This is a genomic window from Nonomuraea sp. NPDC049637 (genome assembly GCF_040675235.1).
GTDB lineage: Bacteria > Actinomycetota > Actinomycetes > Streptosporangiales > Streptosporangiaceae > Nonomuraea.
The window spans coordinates 62,008-81,268 of the sequence record NZ_JBFAOM010000044.1 but is presented as its reverse complement, the minus strand read 5'-3'; the positions used below and the strand labels follow the sequence as shown (position 1 = coordinate 81,268).

Below are 19,261 nucleotides of genomic sequence, written 5' to 3'. Positions count from 1 at the left end.
GCCGACGTCCGCATCGACCGCGAGGTCAACCGCCACGCCGCCTTCGGACTCGGCATCCACCGCTGCGTCGGCTCCCACCTGGCCCGCATGGAACTGCGCACCGCCCTCGACGTCTGGCTCCAGCGCATCCCCACCTTCACCCTCGCCGACCCCGACGCCGTCACCTGGGCGACGGGCCAGGTCCGCGGCCCCCGCACCCTGCCCCTGCGCATCGGCTGACCCTCGCCCCTCCCCCTGGGCCGATCATGCCGCTTCGGCCGTCACCAGGAACAGCAGGGCCGAGGCCAGGAAGGGGCGGGAGCGCAGGTCGTCGAACCACTCCTCGGCGCCGGGTTCGAGATATCCGGCGCCGACGGCCCTGACCAGGTTGCGGCGCAGGCCGAGGACCTGGTCGGCGGTGGCCAGGTCGCGGAAGACCGGCGCGACCGTCACCACCGACCGCACCGCGAGGCCGGCCTCCTCGCACAGCCGGGCCAGGCTGCGGCCCAGCGTGCCGTGCCGGACCATCTCGGTGGAGATGAACCGGGCCAGCGTCCGGCCGACGTCCGGGCGCGGGGAGTCGACGAGCATGCCCTCCCAGTCGGGCTCGGCCATGACGATCCGCGCCCCGGGACGCGCCACCCGGCGGAACTCCGCCAGCACCCGCGCCGGGTCGTCCACGTGTTGCAGCACCCGGTCGGTACGGGCCCGGTCGATGCTCCGGTCCGCGACCGGCAGCTCGTGCACGTCCCCGGGACGCACCTCGACCTGGGGCCGTCCGGCCAGCCGGGCGCCCGCCTCGGCGACCATCGCCGGGTCGCGGTCGAGGCCGATCACCCGTCCGGTGGGGGTGACGGCGTCGGCCATGGCCGCGAGGTCGGTGCCGGGGCCGCAGCCGAGGTCGAGCACGGTGTGCCCGGGCCGCAGCGCCAGCAGGTCGAGGACCTGCCGCTTGTAGCTCCTGCCGACGTCGGTCGAGGCGACGTGGTCGAGGTAGGCGATGGGGTCGGGGCGGGAGGCGGGGTCAATGTCGATCATGAACCCAGCCAACCAGACACATGCGCAGATCCCCGGGACACCAGGTGAAGGTTCCGTGCAGCCGAGCTCGCGGCCGCGCGACGCAGCCGGGAGCTTGCGGGCGCTGACCGAGTGCCCGGCCGGGCGCGGGTGGAGGGCCCGGCCGGGCGCGGGCGGAGGGCCCGGCCGGGCGCGGGTGGAGGGCGTCACGTGCGGCGGAGGCGCCACAGGGAGGTGATCTCGGCGGTGCGGGCGGCGTGCAGGGGGTCGGTCCGGTCGGAGGCGCGCGGGTGGCGTGGCTGGGTCCGGAGCCGGCCCACGACCCGCAGGCCCGCGTTCGCGAAGGCGGACAGCAGTTCGGCCCGGGTCCGTAACCCCAGCCGTTCGGCCAGGTCCGACAGGATCAGCCAGCCCTCGCCCTCCGGTTCGAGATGCTCGCCCAGGCCGTCGAGGAAGGCGCGGAGCATGCGGCTCCCGGGGTCGTAGACCGCGTGGTCGAGGGGCGAGGCGGGCTCGGCCGGCAGCCAGGGCGGGTTGCAGACGACGAGCGGCGCGCGTCCGGGCGGGAAGAGGTCGGCCTCCAGGACGTCGACCCGGCCGGACAGCCCCAGCCGTCGCAGGTTGTCGCGGGCGCAGGCCACGGCGCGCGGGTCCCGGTCGGTGGCCACGACGCGCTCGACGCCTCTGCGGGCGAGGACCGCGGCGAGCACGCCGGTCCCGGTGCCGACGTCGAACGCCCCGGCGCGCGAGACCAGCGGGGCCGCGGCCACCAGGTCGACGTACTCGCCGCGCACCGGCGAGAAGACGCCGTAATGGGGATGGATGCGGTCGTTCAGGGAGGGCACCTCGACGCCTCGCCTGCGCCACTCGTACGCCCCGACGATGCCCAGCAGCTCCCGCAGCGAGGTCACCGAAGCCTCCGTCGCGGGCCCGTAGACCTGCGTGCACGCGCTCCGCACGTCGGGGGCGCGCCGCAGGGGGACGCTGTGGTCCGGGTCGAGCGGCACCAGCAACCGGCCCAGCGTGACGGCCCGCTGGGAGCGAGCCTGCCGGTACTGGTGAAAGGCCCGCGCGGGCGACGACGCAGGCGCGGGGGTGGGTAGGCGGTGGTCGGCGCGGCGGGTCATGGCGCGCAGCAGGCGGCGGGCGGCGTGGAAGTCGCCGCGCCACAGCAGCGCGGTGCCCTCGCAGGCCAGCCGGTACGCCGTGGCCGCGGCCAGGCGCTCGTCGGCGATCACCACGCGGGCGGGCGGCGGCGAGCCGTTCTCCGAACGCCAGCGGGCCGAGCGGGCCTCGCCGTCTTCGGTCCAGCGGATCTCGAGCACTCGGGGCTCCTCATGATCGAACCAGTGATGGCCATGAGAAGCACTTCGACGTGGAGAGGGTCAGCCTGTGGCGGCCTCCCGCGAGGAAGTGCGCGCCGGGGCGTCGCCGAGAACCATGCCGGGCGGTGGGAACGACATGATCAACCTCCTCGCGGTGCTGGGAACCCCCTCATCCTAGCTTCACGGACGGACGTCGAGCGCTGTCAGGTTCCTCCTGACCGCGTTTCAAGGACAGATCGGGTCGAGCCGGAATACGGTGGGCCGTTGACCATCGGCCCACGCCAGCAAGCCCTACGGAGTCTCTCCATGCGTACCGCAGCGGCAGTCCTCTCCTTCGTGCTCGCCCTCGCCCTTCTCCCCGCCCAGCCGGTGACGGCCACTGCGACGGCCACTGTTGCGGCCAGGGCGGCCGCCTCGCCGCTGCCGGGCGGCAAGTCCACGTTCGTCGTCTCGCAGGGCCATCTCCAGGCCGCCTCCCGGCAGAACTGGGTGCGCCTGGGCACCTACCGCTTCGCCGCGAACGGCACGGTGAGCGCCGCCCTGTACCTGTGGTGGCAGCGTTTCCCCAAGGCCAGGCAGCGCACCGGCACCGTGCCCGACCCGAGCTGCACCACCAGGGCCGGCGGCGTCTCGTCGCGGCCGCGCGGCTGCGAGGTGCTGACCGCGGGCGGGTACACGGGTGGCCCGAGCGAGACCCGTACGGGGACGTACACGCTGGCGGGCAACGTGCTCACGATCCGGTGGAAGATCGCCCAGACCTGGACCGAGCAGTGGTACGTGCGCACCTCGCCCGACGGCAGGCTGGCCCGTCTCGACCTCAAGGGCAGCAGCCTGGCCACGCACGGCTACGGCTACGGCAGCAACGCCGCGATCGGCACCCGGCGCGCGATGAGCTCGGTGCGGGCCTTCCCCGGCTCGCTCAGGCAGGACCTGACGAGCTGGGCGAGCGGCACGCTGGTCAACTCGGCGAACCAGCCGTTCGGCCACTCCTCCTTCCGCGCCTGCAAGTCGACCACCTCGTGCCTGACCTACCTGCAGCCGTCCTCGCGGGGGGCGTGCCAGAAGTCGGGCGGCTGCCCCAAGTACGGCGGCGGCACGAAGGCCAATGTCAGCTCCATCCAGTACTACCTGACGACGATCTCCAAGTCCGACCGGCGTGACACGCTGTGGCACTGGTGCACGTGCCTGGCGATGGAGCGCGGCGAGTTCTGCTACACGGGCAACTCGCACGTCAAGCCGCTGATGCAGATCATCGACGACACGGGGGCCTTCCGCGGCTGGGTCGGGGTGGAGGCGTCGTTCTCGACCGGTTCGCGGGCGACGGACATGCTGGCGGTGCTGCGCATCTCCGACTTCCGCTGACAGCAGGGGCCAGAAACCGGGGTCAGGAGCCGGAGCGCAGGTCCTCGGCGGCCTCCTGGTAGGCGCGGGCGGCCCGGTCGAAGTAGTCGTAGAGCACGTCGAGGTGCTCGGCCGGGTAGTCAGCGAGGATGTCGCCGATCTTCTGCCGGACGGGGGCCATGACCGCGTCGAGCTGGGCGGGCCTGCCGACCGGCTCGACGATCACCTTGCGGCGGTCGTCGGGGGCGGGCACGCGGCGGACGTACCCGGCCTGCTCCAGCCGGTCGATCAGCCGGGTGGTCGGGCCGGTGGTCAGGCCGGTGCGGACGCCGAGCTCGCCGGGGGTCATCGGGCCGGCCAGTTCGAGGATGTTCAGGGCGTACAGGTCGGTGGCGCCCAGGCCGCAGGCTTTGGCGCCGGCGTGGCCGTGCAGCATGACCGCGCTCAGGTAGCGGCGGTAGCGCCGGCCGGCGTCCGACGGGTCGGGGGTGTTCGGCACGCGGTCCTCACTTCCTGTCCTCCTTCTTGGGGAAGATAAATCCTCCAAGAAGTAACTTCTTCTGCGAAGTTACCACGCGGGAGACGCGCAGGCGTCCCAGCGCGAGCAGGAGGAGGGTCGTGAGCACCACCGCGGTCAGCAGGACGGCCAGGTTCAGCGGGGTGCGCAGGAAGCCCAGCGCCACGATCAGCGTGGTCGCGCCGCCGGGCGGATGGGAGCTGTCGGTGGCCAGCATGCCCAGCGTCGTGCAGGACAACGCGATCACGACGGCGAGCACCCGGCGCCCGTCGATGTGCCCCAGGTCGGGCGCGGTACGCGTCAGCCCGGTGACGGTGAGGGCCAGGTAGCCCCCGGCGGCGCTGATGGCGTGCCCGGCGACGGTACGGCGGGGAGCGGCGGCCGGCGCCCCCGGCGCGGTGAGCACCAGGTAGATCGTCGGCCCCAGGGACGGGAAGACGAACGGCTGGTGGGCCAGCCAGGCGACCAGGGCGGGCACGCTGATGCACACCGCGGCCCGCCCGGCGACCGCGCACGCCGTGGCGACCCGCGCCCTGATCACCCGCCGCTCCCGCGCCCGGCCGCCGGCCGCCCCCTCCGCGCCTTCCGTTCCTTCCGTTCCTTCCGCGGCGGCTTCGGCGCTCATCGGGGCAGCGCGCCACCGCGGGAGCGGTAGACGATGTACGGCCTGGCCAGGTAGGCGACGGGCGCGGCGAAGGCGTGGACCAGGCGGCTGAACGGCCACAGCGCGAACAGGGCCAGGCCGAGCAGCGTGTGCGCCTGGAACACGAACGGCGCCGAGGCCATGGCGTCGACGTCCGGCTCCAGTTCGAGCAGGCTGCGGAACCACACCGACACGCCGAGCCGGTAGTCGTAGTGGCCGGACGGCCCGAGCAGCGTGGCGACCAGCCCGGCGAGCAGCACGGTGGCCAGCACCGGGTACAGGACGCGGTCGGAGCGGCCGGAGGCCCGGCGCACGGCCCGTACGCGCAGCCGCCGCCACAGCAGCACGCCGAGCCCGATCACGGTGGCCAGCCCGGCCAGCCCGCCGACGACCAGCGCGTTGAGCCGGTACATGGGCTCGCTCACGTGCACCGCCTCGGTGAACCGCTCCGGGACGAGCAGGCCGACGAGGTGACCGGCGATCACGAACAGCAGCCCGAAGTGGAACAGCGGCCCGCCCACCCGCAGCAGGCGGCTCTCGTGGAGCTGGCTGGAGCGGGTGGTCAGCCCGAACCGGTCGTAGCGGTGACGCCAGACGGCCCCGGCGACGAACAACACCAGGACGACGTACGGCAGAACGCCCCACAGGGCGATGTCGAGATGCCTCATCGGCGGACTCCTCCGGGAACCTCGGGCAGGACGGTGAGGCCGACGCGTTCGGCGGGCGGGCCGAGCGCCGTCCGCTCGTCCACGACCCGGCGGTCGGCGGACGTGGCGCGCGGCAGCGTCAGCCGCACGGCCTCCACGACGGCGGCGTAGCGGCTGCGGCGGGCGGTCAGGCCGGCGTGCAGCAGGTCGAGGCCGGGCCGGTGGTCGCGCAACAGCCGGATGCCGGGCCCCGGCACGCGGGCGGCGAACTCCAGCATCACCGGCAGGAAGTCGGGCAGCTCGCCGGCGCCGGGCCGCCAGCCGTGCGCGCGGTAGAGCGTCTTGAGCTCCAGCAGGGACTCGCCGCGCCGGCGGGTGTCGCCGTCGCCGTAGTAGGTCATGTGGAGCGTGCGCCGGCCGCTGCGGTCGAACGTGGACACGTACGCGGCGCCGGCGTCGAGCGCGGGCAGGGCCGCCGCCTCGGCGCAGAAGCCGCGCAGGCGCTCGGCGGCGGCGCCGCCCGTCGCGCCGAGGGCGTCGCGGACCAGGCCGAGGCGGGCGGTCCAGTCGTCGCCCGGGTAGCTCAGGAGCAGGGAGGCGGCCTGGTGGATCAGGCGGGCGTCGTAGCGGTTCACTCGGCCGCCTCGTCCCTGGGCGGGAACAGGCCGTCAGGGGCGCCCTTGCCGTCCCAGTCGAGCAGGTTGACCCGGCCGCGCAGCCGGTCGTCCCTGGTGACGGGGGCGCTGTGGAAGCTCTCGGCGAGCATGCCGGGGCCGCCGGGGGCGTCCAGGCTGCAGCCGGCGTGCCCGGCGGGATCGGCGGGGTCGGCGGGGTCGGTGTGATCGGAGGTGACGTAGGCGGTGGGGATGACGTACCGCTCGTCGTACTTGGCGAGGGCGAGCAGGCGGTACATGCTCTCCAGGTCGGCGGCCCGCAGGCCGGTCCCGGCGGCGATGCCCGGGTCCGGCTCGTCGCCGAGGTTGCGGGCCCGCATGTGGGCGCGCATGGCGGCCAGGCGGTGCAGCGCGGCCTCCACCGGCGCCGGGTCGCCCGCGGTGAACAGCTCGGCGAGGTAGCCGACCGGGATGCGCAGCGAGTCGATGGCGCCGAACAGGTTGCCCGCGTCCTCGCCGTCGTGCCCGGTCTCGGCCAGCGCGTCGACGATGGGCGACAGCGGCGGGACGTACCAGACCATGGGCATGGTGCGGTACTCCGGATGCAGCGGCAGCGCGATGCGGAACTCGGTGATGAGCCGGTGGACGGGCGAGCGGCGGGCCGCCTCCAGCCAGTCGTGCGGGATGCCCGCCGCCTCGGCGGCGGCGACCACCTCGGGGTCGGCGGGGTCGAGGAAGCAGTCGAGCTGCGCCGGGTACAGGTCGCGCTCGTCCGGGACGGCGGCCGCCGCGCCGATGCGGTCGGCGTCGTAGAGCATGACCCCGAGGTAGCGCAGGCGGCCGACGCACGTCTCGGAGCAGACCGTCGGCTCCCCCGCCTCGATGCGCGGGTAGCAGAACGTGCACTTCTCGGCCTTGCCGGTCTGGTGGTTGAAGTACACCTTCTTGTACGGGCAGCCGGACACGCACATGCGCCACCCCCGGCACCGGTCCTGGTCGACCAGGACGATGCCGTCCTCCATGCGCTTGTACATCGCCCCCGACGGGCAGGCGGCCACGCACGACGGGTTGAGGCAGTGCTCGCAGATGCGCGGCAGGTGGAACATGAACGCCCGCTCGTAGTCCAGGCGCACGGTGTCGCTCACCTTGCGCAGGACGACGTCGGCCGACAGCTGCTCCGGGCCGCCGCCCAGGTCGTCGTCCCAGTTCGGGCCCCAGGTGACGGCGGTCGGCCGCCCGTCGATGAGCGAGCGGGGCGGCGCGGTCGGCACGTCGTCGCCGAGCGGCGCGCTGGTGAGGTTGTCGTAGTCGTAGGTCCACGGCTCGTAGTAGTCGTCCAGGCCGGGGAACTCGGGGTTGGCGAAGAGCGTGGCCAGGCGGCGCAGCCGGCCGCCGGCGCGGGGGACCAGACGGCCGTGGCGCAGCCGCCAGCCGCCCCGCCAGCGCTCCTGGTCCTGCCAGCCCCGCGGGTAGCCCTGGCCGGGGCGGGTCTCGACGTTGTTGAACCAGGCGTACTCGGTGCCCGGCCGGTTGGTCCACGTCTGCTTGCAGGTCACCGAGCAGGTGTGACAGCCGATGCACTTGTCCAGGTTCATCACCATGGCGATCTGGGCCATCGGTCGCATCAGTAACGCACCTCCTGATCCCGGCGGCGGACGACGGTCACCGCGTCGCGCTGGTTGCCGGTGGGGCCGTAGTAGTTGGGGGCGAAGGAGAGCTGGCCGTACCCGCCGATCAGGTGGGTCGGCTTGACCAGGAGCTTGGTGAGCGCGTTGTGCACGCCGCCGCGCCGGCCGGTCGTCTGCGACTTGGGCACGTTCACCAGCCGCTCCTGGACGTGGTACATGAACACGGTGCCGGGCGGCATGCGGTGGGAGACGACGGCGCGGGCCACCACGACGCCGTTGACGTTGACGGCCTCGATCCAGTCGTTGTCGGCCACGCCGATCGCGGCGGCGTCCTCGACGCTGATCCAGATGACCGGGCCGCCCCTGGCCAGCGTCTGCATGAGCAGGTTCTCCTGGTACTCGGAGTGGATCGACCACTTGGAGTGCGGGGTGAGGTAGCGCACGTTCACCGCCTTGCCGCCGTCGGGCGCGGCGGGCAGGCACTCCCCCAGCGCGTCGAGGTCGAGCGGCGGCCGGTAGACGGGCAGCTGCTCGCCCAGCTCGGCCATCCAGTCGTGGTCGAGGTAGAAGTGCTGGCGGCCGGTGAGCGTGTGCCAGGGCTTGCGGTGCTCGGTGTTGATGGTGAACGGCGCGTAGCGGCGGTCGTGCCCCTCCGCGCCCGACCACTCGAAGCTGGCCCCGGCGGCCACCGGCCGGTCCTGGGTGTCGGAGAACACCGTGCGGCGCCCGGCGACCGACGCGCCCAGCTCCGACAGCCCCGAGCCGGGCCCGCAGCGCTCGGCGAGCCGGTCGAAGCCCTCGGCGGCGATCCTGCCGTTGGTGGTGCCCGACAGCGCCAGGATCGCCTCGCACAGCTTGACGTCGCTGTCCAGCAGCGGACGGCCCTCGGCCGGGCCGCCGGCGGCCGTGCCGCAGCGCGCGGCCAGCCAGGCCGACTCGGGGCCGGGCCGCACGGTGACGCCCTTGACGGTCATGCCCTGCCGCTCGGCCAGCGGGCCGAAGGCGGCCAGCTTGTCGGCGATCGCGGTGTAGTCCCGCTCGACCAGCGTCACCGCGGGCATGGTGCGGCCGGGCTCGGGCGTCTCGCCGCTCTCGCGCCAGTCGGGGACGCCGCCGCCGGGCTGGGCGATCTCGCCGGGCGTGTCGTGCTGGAGCGCGGTGGCCACCAGGTCGTGGGCGACGTCGAGGCGGCCGGCGGCCAGCTCGCTCAGCTTGCGGGCCAGGGAATGGAAGATGTCGAAGTCGGTGCGGGCCCGCCAGGGCGGGTTGATCGCCGGGGTGAAGGCGTGCACGAACGGGTGCAGGTCGGTGCTGGACAGGTCGTGCTTCTCGTACCAGGTGGCGGCGGGCAGCACCAGGTCGGCGAAGAGCGTCGTGGACGTCATCCGGAAGTCGAGGGCGAGCAGCAGGTCGAGCTTGCCGCGCGGCGCGTCCCGCCAGGTGACCTCCCGCGGGCGGCCGGACGGCGGCGCCTCCTCGGCGGTGGCGTTGTCGGGCGCGCCCAGCAGGTGGCGCAGGAAGTACTCGTTGCCCTTGGCCGAGGAGCCGATCAGGTTGGCCCGCCAGACGGTGAGCACCCGCGGCCAGTTCTCCGGCGCGTCGGGGTCCTCGCAGGCGAACGCCAGCCGCCCGGACTCCACCTCGCCGGCGATCCAGCGGGCCGGGTCGGCGCCGCTGTCGTGGATGCGGCGGCCCAGGTCCAGCGGGTTGGCGGCGAAGGTGGGGTAGCTCGGCATCCAGCCCAGCCGGGCCGACTGCGCCACCAGGTCGAGGGTGTGCCGCCCGGCGAACCGGCGGGGCCCGGCGGGGCTGGACAACGTCCCGGCGGAGAACCGTTCGTAGCGCCACTGGCCGGTGTGCAGGTACCAGTACGGCGTCCCGGCCATCTGGCGGGACGGGCGCACCCAGTCGGCCGCGGTGGACAGCTGCTGCCAGCCGGCCAGCGGCCGGACCTTCTCCTGGCCCACGTAATGGGCCCAGCCGCCGCCGTTGACGCCCTGGCAGCCGGTGAGCAGCAGCAACGTCAGGAAGGAGCGGTAGATGGTGTCGGAGTGGAACCAGTGGTTGGTGCCCGCGCCCATCATGATCATGGCCCGGCCGCCGGTGCGCTCGGCGGTGGCGGCGAACTCCCGGGCGATCCTGATCGCCTGCGCGGCCGGGGTGGAGGTGATGCGTTCCTGCCAGGCGGGCGTGCCCGGGGCGGCGGGGTCGTCGTAGCCGGTGGGCCACCGGCCGGGCAGGCCGGGGCGGGCGACGCCGTACTGGGCCATGAGCAGGTCGAAGACGGTGGTGACGAGCCGGTCGCCGACTCGCCGGACCGGCACGCCCCGGCGGACGACGCCCGGCTCGTCGAAGCGCGGCAGGACCACCTCGGCGCCGTCGCAGCCGGGCGCGTGCAGGGTGAGCAGCGGGTCGAGGTCGCCGAGGTCGAGGTTCCAGCGTCCCTGCTCGGCGCTCCAGCGGTCGCCCAGCGTGCCGTTGGGCGCGACCGGGCGGCCGGTCGCGGCGTCGAGGATCATCGGCCGCCAGCGGGCCGCCTCCTCCTGGCCGCCCAGGTCCGCCGAGGTCAGGAACTTGCCGGGACGCAGCCCGCCGTCGTCGTGCTCCTCCAATCGCACCAGGAAGGGCAGGTCGGTGAAGCGCTTGACGTAGCCGGTGAAGTGCGGGACCTGCCGTTCGGCGAAGAACTCGCGCAGGATGACGTGCCCCATGGCCACGGCCAGCGCGCCGTCGGTGCCGGGATGGGGGTGCAGCCACTCGTCGGCGAACTTGGTGGCGTCGGAGTAGTCGGGCGAGACCACGATGACCTTCTGGCCCCGGTAGCGGGCCTCGGTGACCCAGTGGGCGTCGGGGGTGCGGGTGACCGGGACGTTGGAGCCCCACAGCATGAGGTAGGCCGCGTCCCACCAGTCGCCCGACTCCGGCACGTCGGTCTGGTCGCCGAAGACCTGCGGCGAGGCCACGGGCAGGTCGGCGTACCAGTCGTAGAAGGACAACATCGGCGCGCCGATCAGCGACATGAACCGGGCCCCCACCGCGTGCGAGGCCATCGACATGGCCGGGATCGGCGAGAACCCGGCGACCCGGTCGGGCCCGTACGTCATGAGCGTGTGCACGTGGGCCGCCGCGGCGATCTCCAGCGCCTCGTCCCACTCGATGCGGACCAGGCCGCCCTGGCCGCGCGCCGACTGGTAGCGGTGGCGTTTGCGGGGATCGGTGGTGATCTCGGCCCAGGCCGCGACCGGGTCGCCCAGGCGCGCCCTGGCCTCCCGGTACAGCTCCACCAGGACGCCGCGGGCGTGCGGGTAGCGCACCCGGGTGGGCGAGTAGGTGTACCAGGAGAAGGCGGCGCCGCGGGGGCAGCCGCGCGGCTCGTACTCGGGGCGGTCGGGGCCGACGCTGGGGTAGTCGGTCTGCTGGGTCTCCCAGGTGATCAGGCCGTCCTTGACGTAGACCTTCCAGGAGCACGAGCCGGTGCAGTTGACCCCGTGGGTGGACCGCACCACCTTGTCGTGCGCCCACCGGCGCCGGTACGGGGAGTCGTTGACCTTGTCCTCGCCGCGGTACACCGCCCGCCGGTCGGGCGTGGTGTCGGCGCGCAGCAGGTGGGTGCCCGCCGCCAGCAACCGGGCGGCCGCCGTGTCGGCGGCGCGTTCGGCTCGTGTCAGATGCATGCGTATTCCGCCAGGCACGACACATGACCTCCTCGCATGGAGATGATGCATTCGGGTATGCGCGCCGGCCCGGCCGGGACGCGGCCCTCTCCCTGCGCCCGGAAACCGGCGAATCGACTGAAAGTAAAGGCGTGCAGTCAGACGACTGTTTCTAGCATGCGACAGTGTCCATATGGAATCTGTTAGTTCCGCGAGAAGGTTTCGCCGCCTCCGAAAACACAATTAAGTCTTTTGACCGAAATTTCGCGAAATAAGGGGAAATAGCGGCTGATATTGGCGGATCAGGCGGTCAGGAGTCGGCCGCCTCGGTCAGCCGCCGCAACACGCGGACGAGCGTCGTGCGGTCGTCCGGGGCCAGTTTCTCCAGCGCCTGGCCGATGCGCTGCCGCCGCGCGGCGCGCAGCCGCTCCAGCACCTCCCGGCCGGCCGGGGTCGTGGTGATGCGGATCTCCCGGCGGCTGTGGGCGGCCGGAGCCCTGCTCAGCAGGCCGGCGGTGTCCAGGCGGTCGACCACCCGGCCGGCCGCCGACAGCGACATGTCCAGGCGACCGGCCAGGGAGCGGAGGTTCATCGGGCCGTGCCGGTCGACCGCCAGCAGCACCCGCAGCCGGGGCACGGACAGGTCGCCCAGCGCGGCCATGGCGTCGAGCGTCGCCTCCACCAGCACCAGGGACGCGTCCTCGATGTGCCATGCCGAGTCGTCCATGACCGCACCTTCGAGCGGTGTCGTGGAGCGGCCGGGGAATACCGAAGCCGCTGGTCCGACATTTTCCCACATAACGGGCCATCCATTCATCACTCCGCCGACGGCCGAAAGGAAAGTCCTAGCAGGCGGCCCGCCCTTGACGCACCCCGGCGGGCACGGGCCCGGACGATGCCGCCGTCCGGCGGAGCGACGTTGTTCACCCCCCATGACAGTGCTTTTCCCGTGAGGTTTTCACATGGTGATGAATTGCGGGCCCTCAGGGACGCCGTCCGGGTTCGTCGACCAGGCCGGTGCCGAGCTGGGCCGTCCAGGTGACCGGGGTGCCGGCGGGCACGTCGGCGCTGCCTCCCGTCCACGTGAAGGCGCGGTCGGTCACGCTGACGCCGTAGGTGCCCAGGAAGCGGTAGTCGGCGGGGCTGAGGATGAGGTCGTAGCGGGCCCAGTCGCCGGTGTAGCTGAAGGCGACGCCGCGCCGGCCGGCGGCGTCGACCGCGTCGGGGGTGACCTGCACGCCCTCGATGCCCGACAGGGCGCGGAACAGCGCGGCCCGCACCCGCGGCGGGAGCGCCTGCTCGTCCATCAACTGGTAGATCGCCTGGAAGAGCCGCTCGTTCATGGGAGTCGGCGGGTCGCCGGCCGACGACTCGAGCGGGCGCAGCGCGGCCCTGAGCCGGTCGGTCACGGTCTGTGCGGTGACGGGCTCCACGGCCAGGTCGGCGGCGCCGACGCCGGGGTGGGTGTACTGGACGAGGAGCTCGCCCTTGTCGTCGTACCAGGCGATCTTCTTGCCGTCGACGCTCGTCCACACCTCGGAGGTGATCCGCCTGCCCGTGTCGACCCCGTACCCGCTGTAGGCGCCGGGTGCGGCGCTCAGTCCCTTGACGTAGAGCCACTGGTCGCCGCGGGCGCCCGGGTCGGGGGCGCCCTCCGCCGCGCCGGCGGCCCATTCGCTCAGCTCCCGCACGCTCGCCACCGGTGCGGCGCCGGGCGCACGGGTGGCGGCCCAGCCGAGGCCCGCCAGGACGGCCAGGACGAGCGCCGTCGCGAGCCGCCACACCGGACGCGCCGGGCGCCGCCGGGGCGGCGCGGGCGTCCGTAGCGCGGTCAGCAGCCTGGCCCGGGCCGCGCCCTCCGCCTGCGGCGTCATCTCCGGGACGGAGCGGCGCAGTCGCCGCACCGCGTTCAGGTCGTCCATCAGTTCTCCTCCTCCGCGGGAAGCACGGCCTTGATCTTCTTGCGCGCGCGGTGCATGCGGGAGCGCGCGGTTCCCGCCGGGATGCCCAGGGCCTGCGCGGCCTCCTCCAGGCTCATGTCCTCCCACGCGACGAGCAGCAGGACGTCGCGGTCGCCGGGCGACAGCGCCGCCAGCGCCGCCAGCAGCCGGCGCTCCTCGCCCTGGGCCGCGACGCGCCGGGTGACGACGTCCCCGAGCGGCTCGGGCAGCGGCTCCGCCCCGGTACGGCTCAGCGCCCGCAGGAGCCGTTCCTCGTCGCGCCGGTGCCGGGCGATCAGCTTGGTGGCGATGCCGTACAGCCAGGGCCTGGCCAGGCGGACGGCGGGATCGTAGGACGCGCGGCGGCGGAAGGCGGCCAGGAACGTCTCCGCCACGATGTCGTCGGCGGCCTGCGTGCCGAGCCGGCGCGCGACGTAGAGGTGGATCTGCCGGGCGTGGCGGTCGAACAGCGTGGCGAACTGTTCGGGGTCGTCCCGGGAGCGGAGGATCACCTCCGCGTCGTCCTGCTCCGAGAGGTTCTGCAGGGTCACATCATTCCTTCCACGGGGACGGCGGTCATCTCGCTGTCTCCCGCAGGCCGCATCATCGTTCACGGCGGGGGCGGGCAGGCCGCGAGGGCCGTCCGGTGGAAGGTCAGGGGATGCGGGCCACGGCTCCGTAGTTGCCGGACGAGGCGGGGGCGTCCGCGCAGGCCGGGTCGTCGTCGGCGGCGGGACGCCACTCGGGCACCCACACCAGGCCCGGCTCCAGCAGGTCGAGACCGTCCAGCAGGTCCGCGACCTCGGCGCGGGTGCGCACGTTCAGGCCGGGCAACGTCATGGCCAGCATGCCCCGCACGGCCGGGGCCAGCTCCCCCGGCACGCCGTCGAACGTGATGTGCAGCAGCCCGAGGAAGCTGCCCTCGGGCACGGCGTGCCGCAGCCGCTTGACGACGGTGCGGGCGCATTCGTCGTCAAGGCTGTGGGCCGACAGCAGCAGCACGGCGATCGGCCGATCCCAGTCGAGGAACGTCTGCACCACCGGGTCGCCGAGCATCTCGTCCATCTCCCGCACGTCGCCGTCGACCACGCGCACCAGGTCGCAGAACGGCTCGATGGTGGCCTGGGCCAGCGTCAGGGCCATCGGGTCGCTCTCGACGTACACGACGCGGACGTCCGGGCCGGGCGAGGTCAGGCGGGCCACCTCGTGCAGGCGGCTGCCGCCCGAAGGGCCGTTCGGCACGCCGCTCCCCACGATCATGAATTGGTCCACGCCCTCGACGGCGGCCAAATGACCGATCACTCGCGTCAGGTATTCAAGAACGGCACGGGCCGCGGTGGTGGCGACGGGAGTTACTTGATCGAAATGGCGAACCAGGTCCCGGTCGGCGAGGAAGTTGTTCTTCCCGCCCGCGGCGGCGTCAAGTATCCGCGTGATCCTGGCGTGCGCCGTGCCAAGCCTGGCCAAGTTGCGGACAGCACGCTGGCGCATGAGCGTTGCCCCTTTCCCCTCGCCGCCACCTTCTTGCGGTAGGCGATCTTTGGACTTCACTCGTGACTCAGACCATATGTTCCAACAATTCCAGTTAATGACAATGGGGCAGACCGGTTATTTCGGGAAATGTTTGTTACCAGAACTTCCGGGCTAGATCATCGGGCCGCCGTCCGCGCGTAGGATCGGCGGATCGACAGGGAGGTGGCCGTGGCGGAGGAGCATGCCGCACCGCTGGCCGGGATGCGGGTCGTGGAGCTGTCCAGCTTCGTCGCCGCGCCGCTCGGCGGGATGACGCTGGCCCAGCTCGGGGCGGAGGTCGTCCGGGTCGATCCGGTCGGCGGCGGGCCCGACGCGCGGCGCTGGCCGCTCGCGCCCTCCGGCCGCAGCCTCTACTGGGCGGGGCTGAACAAGGGCAAGCGCTCGGTCACCGTGGACCTGCGTTCGGCCCGGGGGCGTGCGCTGGTCGCCGAGCTGGCCGTCGCGGCGGGCACGGTGCTCACCAACGCGCCGCCCCGGGCCGGGCTGTCGTACGAGGAGCTGGCCGGGCGTCGTCCCGATCTGGTGTACGCGCGGCTGCTCGGCCACCGCGACGGCCGTCCCGCCGTGGACTACACGGTCAACGCCGGGCTCGGCCTGCCGTACGCGACCGGCCCCGCCGGCCACGACGGCCCGGTCAACCACGTGCTGCCGGCCTGGGACGTCGCCTGCGGCCTGTACCTGGCCGTGGGCCTGCTCGCGGCCGACCGCCACCGGGCCGCGACCGGCCGGGGACGCCGCCTCGACGTGGCCCTGCACGACGTCGCCCTGGCGACCATGGGCAACCTGGGCCTCCTGGCCGAGGCCCAGCTCGGCGGCGCCGGCCGGCCGCGCATCGGCAACGACCTCTACGGCGACTTCGGCCGCGACTTCGCCACCGCCGACGGGCGGCGGCTCATGGTCCTGGTGCTCACCGAACGCCACTGGCGCGACCTGGTCGCCGTCACCGGGCTGTCGCGCGTGGTGTCGGCGCTGGAGGAGGCGCTGCCCGCCGACTTCCGCTCCGAGTCCGACCGCTACGTCCACCGGGAGGCGCTGGGCGGGCTGCTCGCGCCGTGGTTCGCCGCGCGCACGGCGGCCGAGGCCGAGGAGGGGCTGAAGGGCACGTCGGTGCTCTGGTCGCGGTACCGGACGCTGGCGGAGCTGGCCGCCGGCGGGGCGGCGGCGCTGCGCGCGGAGCCGCTGATGGCCCCGCTCGACCAGCCGGGCGTCGGCCCCCACCTGGCCCCGGGCGGCCCCCTGCTCCTGGACGGCCGCCAGACCCCGCCGTCGCCCGCGCCCGAGCTGGGCGAGCACACCGACGCGGTGCTGGGCGAGCTCCTGTCCCTGTCCCCGGCACAGGTGGCCGCCCTGCGCGCGGAGGGCGTGGTCGGCTGACCGCGATTTGGTCATGACCGAAACCGTGGTTACGGGCCCGAAAGATGAGAAGTCGCGGGAGCGCTCCCAACACGCCGAAACACCCGCCGAGCTGGTCTTACCTGAAGACGATCCAAGTTTCACCTAGAAAGCGCCGGACAGAACACTGCCCGCCCGGACTTCCCGCCCGGACTTGACATCGCAGGCAGGCCCTTTGCGGTCCCCCTTGTCCTGCATCGTTCCACCGACTGCGCCATAACCCCTGACCTGGGCTTTCAGGCCGACACTACTGTTAGTCAGCAGGCCCGCAAGTTCCGGTGGGTCCGTTATCCGATATTGCGGTGGCCGCCGCCGGGACAGGTGACATACTGCGTTGGGAGCGCTCCCGTGACCCTTCGATGACGCCCACGAGGACCGGTAGTGAACCATCCCGACCCCCTGCTCGACGCCCCGCGCCCCTGGGCCGCCCACATCTGGTGGATCGCCCTGGCCGTCGGCGCGGCCGGCTTCGCCTTCGTCTGGCTGGCCACCCCGCACGCCCGCGAGATCGACGCCGCCTGGCAGCTCGCCGCCAAGCTGCTCGCCTTCGCCTGCCTGTGCTGCGCGATCGCGTTCTTCCCCTGGGTGTCGCCGCGCCTGCACTGGTTGCTGTACGCGCCGTTCGTGTTCCTGACCGGCTACCTCATCCCGAGGATCAGCTGGTTCTACTACGGCGACGGCGCGCGGGCACACGGCGACGACTTCTACACGCACCTTTACCTGCTGCTCTACCCGGGGATCGTGCTGACGGCCGCCGCCGCGTACCGGATCGGGGGCGGCTCGCCGGGCCGCTGCCTGAAGATCATGGCGAGCGGGGTGCTGATCGTGTTCTCCGGCTTCCTGGACGTGATGTGGCAGGTGGTCAACCCGGTCGAGATCCCCGACCGGATCGACGCCCCGCACATCAACCTGTTCACCGGCGGGCCGATCCCGTTCTGGGGGGCGGTCGTGTTCACGCTGGCGCACGTCCCGGTCGTCGCCGGGGTCAACCTGCTGCCCCTGGACCGCTGGATCGGGCGCCTGACCGGGGTCGGCGCCGACACGGACGCCACCCGGAGGAGGTGACCCCTTGCCGAACAGGCCGGCCGTCGACGTCTCCGTGGCGGCACCCGCGTACAACGAGGCGGACAACATCGCGGCGGCGGTGACGGAATGGCGGGAGTACCTGGAGCGCCACCCGGGGGTGGCCACGTGGGAGATCGTCGTGTGCGACGACGGCAGCTCCGACGCCACCGGGCCGATCCTGCGCGAACTCCAGGAGGACTGCCCGCAGCTCGTCGTCGTCACCTTCGCGCGCAACCGGGGCGCGGGGGCCGCCATCGCCGCGGCCGTCGCGCGCACCCGGCTGGACTGGGTGGTGCTGCTCGACTCCGACGGCCAGTTCCCGATCGCCAACCTCGACGCGTTCCTGGAGCGCATCCGGGCCGGCGGCGGGCCGGCCTTCTCGGGGGCGCGGGTCAGGAAGGCCGACAGCCTGCCGTACCGGTGGGGGTCGGCGGCCAGCGGCGCGGTCAGCAACCTGCTGCACCGCACCCGCTACCGCGACTTCAACTCGATCTTCAAGGTGGTGCGCGGCCCGCTGTTCAGGGCGCTGCCGCTGGAGTCGGCGGGGATGAACTGCTCCACCGAGATCACCGCCCGCGTGGCCGAGCTGGGGCACGTGTGGGAGGAGCTGCCGATCGAGCACCGCGAGCGCGGCGGCGGCAGCCGGGGCTGGCGGTTCTGGCGCGGGGCGCGCGACCGGGCGCTGTTCGTCGGCTACCTCGGGCTGCGCCGCTGGTTGCTGCGCCGGGGCGTGCTGCGGGCGCCGCTCGCGCCGTTCCCGCTGGGCCGCTCCCCGCTGGAGGAGGTGCGGTGAGCACGGTGACGCGCAGGGTGTCGGTGGCCCTGTTCGGCGGCGGGCGCGGCGGCGCCGGCATCGCCCGCGCGCTGTTGCGCACCCCGGGGACGAGCCTGTCGCTGCTGGTCAACGGGTACGACAACGGGCTGTCCACGGGCGCGCTGCGCCGCTGGCTGCCGGGCATGCTGGGCCCGTCCGACTTCCGCAAGAACCTGCTGCTGCACCTCGACCCCGGCGACCCGCGCCACACGCTGCTGGAACGCCGGCTCCCGCCCGGCGCCACCCCGGCCGACCTGGACGCGCTGATCGGCGACGTCGCCGCGGCGGGCCCGGCGGAGGCGGCGCGGGAGCTGCGGGTCGTCGCCGGCCGCCTGGCCGCCCGGCCGGGCGGGCTCGACCTGGCCGACTGCGCGCTGGGCAACCTGGTGTTCGCCGGGGCGTACCTGCGGCTGGGCGAGGACTTCAACGCGACCGTCCGGGCGTGCGCCCGCACGTTCGGCTCGCCGGTGCGGCTGCTGAACGTGACCGGCGGCGAGAACGCGTTCCTCGTCGCGCTCAAGCAGGACGGCCGGGTGCTGGCCGACGAGGCCGACATCGTCGCGCCGCAGGACGGCGTGCCCATCACCGGCCTGTTCCTGCTGCGCGAGCCGCTGTCGGCGGCCGACCGCGCCGCGCTGGCGGGACGCCCGGCCGAACGGGTGCGCGAGCTGCTGGCCCGCCGGTCCGCCGTGGTGACGCCGAACCCCGAGGCGCTGCGGGCCCTGGCCGGGGCCGACCTGATCGTGTACGGCCCCGGCACCCCCCACTCCTCGCTGCTGCCCAGCTACCTGACCCCGGGCCTGGCCGAGGCCCTGTCCGGAAGCGGGGCCGCGGCCAGGGTGTTCGTCGTGAACGTCGGCGGCGACCACGACGTCCAGGGGCTGACGGCCACCGACCTGGTGGACCGCACGCTGGCCTACCTGGGCGACCCGGGCAACGAGCGGGCCACGATCACGCACGTGCTCAGCGGCCGGGGCGCGGGCGCTCCCGCCGTGCCGGCCCGCGTGCTGGAGCGGGGCTCGTGGGCGGGGGCGCGCTGGATCAGCGCCGACCTGGAGGACCCGGCCCGGCCCGGCGCCCACTGCGGCCCGCGTACGGCCGAGGCGCTGCTCGCGGTGCTCGGCGAGGCGTCGCTGGCGCGGGCCGGGTGAGC

General features: G+C 73.6%; 18 protein-coding genes. 6 read left to right on the top strand and 12 right to left on the bottom strand.

Annotated elements, in window-relative coordinates:
* Positions 1-219: cytochrome P450 (locus tag AB0J71_RS39895; RefSeq protein ID WP_364419278.1), on the top strand; the 219-nt coding region annotated here is incomplete at its 5' end.
* A gap of 24 nt (positions 220-243) precedes the next feature.
* Here the strand turns inward: AB0J71_RS39895 and AB0J71_RS39890 are convergent.
* Both AB0J71_RS39890 and AB0J71_RS39885 read right to left on the bottom strand, forming a co-directional pair.
* Positions 244-1,017, bottom strand: coding sequence for a methyltransferase domain-containing protein (locus tag AB0J71_RS39890; protein ID WP_364419276.1), 774 nt, complete (start codon positions 1,015-1,017; stop codon positions 244-246).
* 185 nt (positions 1,018-1,202) lie between these two features.
* A complete protein-coding gene (locus AB0J71_RS39885; protein WP_364419273.1) occupies positions 1,203-2,321 on the bottom strand; it encodes a class I SAM-dependent methyltransferase in 1,119 nt (372 codons plus the stop codon).
* A gap of 306 nt (positions 2,322-2,627) precedes the next feature.
* On the opposite strand from AB0J71_RS39885, the gene AB0J71_RS39880 reads away from it, so the two are divergent.
* Positions 2,628-3,683 carry a hypothetical protein gene (locus AB0J71_RS39880; protein WP_352326905.1) on the top strand — a complete coding sequence of 352 codons (1,056 nt, stop codon included), beginning with the start codon at positions 2,628-2,630 and terminating at the stop codon, positions 3,681-3,683.
* A gap of 22 nt (positions 3,684-3,705) precedes the next feature.
* Here AB0J71_RS39880 and AB0J71_RS39875 read toward each other — a convergent pair whose 3' ends face one another.
* The 10 genes from AB0J71_RS39875 to AB0J71_RS39830 form a co-directional block, all read right to left on the bottom strand.
* Positions 3,706-4,161, bottom strand: a complete 456-nt coding sequence (locus tag AB0J71_RS39875) for a MarR family transcriptional regulator (RefSeq protein ID WP_352326904.1) — start codon at positions 4,159-4,161, stop codon at positions 3,706-3,708.
* 7 nt (positions 4,162-4,168) lie between these two features.
* Positions 4,169-4,804: an HPP family protein gene (locus tag AB0J71_RS39870; RefSeq protein ID WP_364419271.1), complete on the bottom strand. Its 636-nt coding sequence runs from the start codon at positions 4,802-4,804 to the stop codon at positions 4,169-4,171.
* The gene (gene narI / locus AB0J71_RS39865; protein WP_352326902.1) at positions 4,801-5,490 is read right to left on the bottom strand and encodes a respiratory nitrate reductase subunit gamma; all 690 of its coding nucleotides are present in this window, start codon (positions 5,488-5,490) and stop codon (positions 4,801-4,803) included. The genes AB0J71_RS39870 and narI overlap by 4 nt, the downstream gene beginning before the upstream one ends.
* Complete coding sequence (gene narJ / locus AB0J71_RS39860; RefSeq protein WP_364419269.1) at positions 5,487-6,104, bottom strand: nitrate reductase molybdenum cofactor assembly chaperone; 618 nt, start codon at positions 6,102-6,104, stop codon at positions 5,487-5,489. Before narJ ends, narI begins: the two co-directional genes overlap by 4 nt.
* Entirely contained in the window at positions 6,101-7,708 is a 1,608-nt protein-coding gene (gene narH / locus AB0J71_RS39855) for a nitrate reductase subunit beta (RefSeq protein ID WP_364419267.1), read from the bottom strand. Before narH ends, narJ begins: the two co-directional genes overlap by 4 nt.
* A complete protein-coding gene (locus AB0J71_RS39850; protein ID WP_352326899.1) occupies positions 7,708-11,385 on the bottom strand; it encodes a nitrate reductase subunit alpha in 3,678 nt (1,225 codons plus the stop codon). Before AB0J71_RS39850 ends, narH begins: the two co-directional genes overlap by 1 nt.
* Positions 11,386-11,674: 289 nt before the next feature.
* Positions 11,675-12,091, bottom strand: a complete 417-nt coding sequence (locus AB0J71_RS39845) for a MarR family transcriptional regulator (protein WP_364419265.1) — start codon at positions 12,089-12,091, stop codon at positions 11,675-11,677.
* 256 nt (positions 12,092-12,347) lie between these two features.
* Positions 12,348-13,286 (bottom strand): CU044_5270 family protein, encoded by a 939-nt coding sequence (locus AB0J71_RS39840; protein WP_364419263.1) that lies wholly within the window; start codon positions 13,284-13,286, stop codon positions 12,348-12,350.
* Positions 13,286-13,855 (bottom strand): RNA polymerase sigma factor, encoded by a 570-nt coding sequence (locus tag AB0J71_RS39835; protein ID WP_352326896.1) that lies wholly within the window; start codon positions 13,853-13,855, stop codon positions 13,286-13,288. The genes AB0J71_RS39840 and AB0J71_RS39835 overlap by 1 nt, the downstream gene beginning before the upstream one ends.
* Positions 13,856-13,958: 103 nt before the next feature.
* A complete protein-coding gene (locus AB0J71_RS39830) occupies positions 13,959-14,795 on the bottom strand; it encodes an SAM-dependent methyltransferase (protein WP_352326895.1) in 837 nt (278 codons plus the stop codon).
* 210 nt (positions 14,796-15,005) lie between these two features.
* Between AB0J71_RS39830 and AB0J71_RS39825 the strand changes: the two genes are divergently transcribed.
* The 4 genes from AB0J71_RS39825 to AB0J71_RS39810 all read left to right on the top strand — a co-directional run bounded on the left by AB0J71_RS39825 (position 15,006) and on the right by AB0J71_RS39810 (position 19,259).
* Positions 15,006-16,211: a CoA transferase gene (locus AB0J71_RS39825; RefSeq protein WP_364392156.1), complete on the top strand. Its 1,206-nt coding sequence runs from the start codon at positions 15,006-15,008 to the stop codon at positions 16,209-16,211.
* Positions 16,212-16,610: 399 nt separating this feature from the next.
* On the top strand, positions 16,611-17,294 hold the full coding sequence (locus AB0J71_RS39820; RefSeq protein WP_364419261.1) for a hypothetical protein: 684 nt from the start codon (positions 16,611-16,613) through the stop codon (positions 17,292-17,294).
* A gap of 4 nt (positions 17,295-17,298) precedes the next feature.
* On the top strand, positions 17,299-18,087 hold the full coding sequence (locus AB0J71_RS39815) for a glycosyltransferase family 2 protein (protein WP_364419259.1): 789 nt from the start codon (positions 17,299-17,301) through the stop codon (positions 18,085-18,087).
* The gene (locus AB0J71_RS39810) at positions 18,084-19,259 is read left to right on the top strand and encodes a 2-phospho-L-lactate transferase CofD family protein (RefSeq protein ID WP_364419257.1); all 1,176 of its coding nucleotides are present in this window, start codon (positions 18,084-18,086) and stop codon (positions 19,257-19,259) included. Before AB0J71_RS39815 ends, AB0J71_RS39810 begins: the two co-directional genes overlap by 4 nt.
* Positions 19,260-19,261 lie beyond the last annotated feature (2 nt).

Bases quoted from the DNA above. Each gene is read 5' to 3' on its own strand.
- AB0J71_RS39890 (WP_364419276.1), bottom strand. From the start codon at position 1,017: ATGATCGACATTGACCCCGCCTCCCGCCCCGACCCCATCGCCTACCTC.
- AB0J71_RS39880 (WP_352326905.1), top strand. From the start codon at position 2,628: ATGCGTACCGCAGCGGCAGTCCTCTCCTTCGTGCTCGCCCTCGCCCTT.
- AB0J71_RS39870 (WP_364419271.1), bottom strand. From the start codon at position 4,804: ATGAGCGCCGAAGCCGCCGCGGAAGGAACGGAAGGAACGGAAGGCGCG.
- narI (WP_352326902.1), bottom strand. From the start codon at position 5,490: ATGAGGCATCTCGACATCGCCCTGTGGGGCGTTCTGCCGTACGTCGTC.
- narH (WP_364419267.1), bottom strand. From the start codon at position 7,708: ATGCGACCGATGGCCCAGATCGCCATGGTGATGAACCTGGACAAGTGC.
- AB0J71_RS39850 (WP_352326899.1), bottom strand. From the start codon at position 11,385: ATGCATCTGACACGAGCCGAACGCGCCGCCGACACGGCGGCCGCCCGG.
- AB0J71_RS39845 (WP_364419265.1), bottom strand. From the start codon at position 12,091: ATGGACGACTCGGCATGGCACATCGAGGACGCGTCCCTGGTGCTGGTG.
- AB0J71_RS39840 (WP_364419263.1), bottom strand. From the start codon at position 13,286: ATGGACGACCTGAACGCGGTGCGGCGACTGCGCCGCTCCGTCCCGGAG.
- AB0J71_RS39830 (WP_352326895.1), bottom strand. From the start codon at position 14,795: ATGCGCCAGCGTGCTGTCCGCAACTTGGCCAGGCTTGGCACGGCGCAC.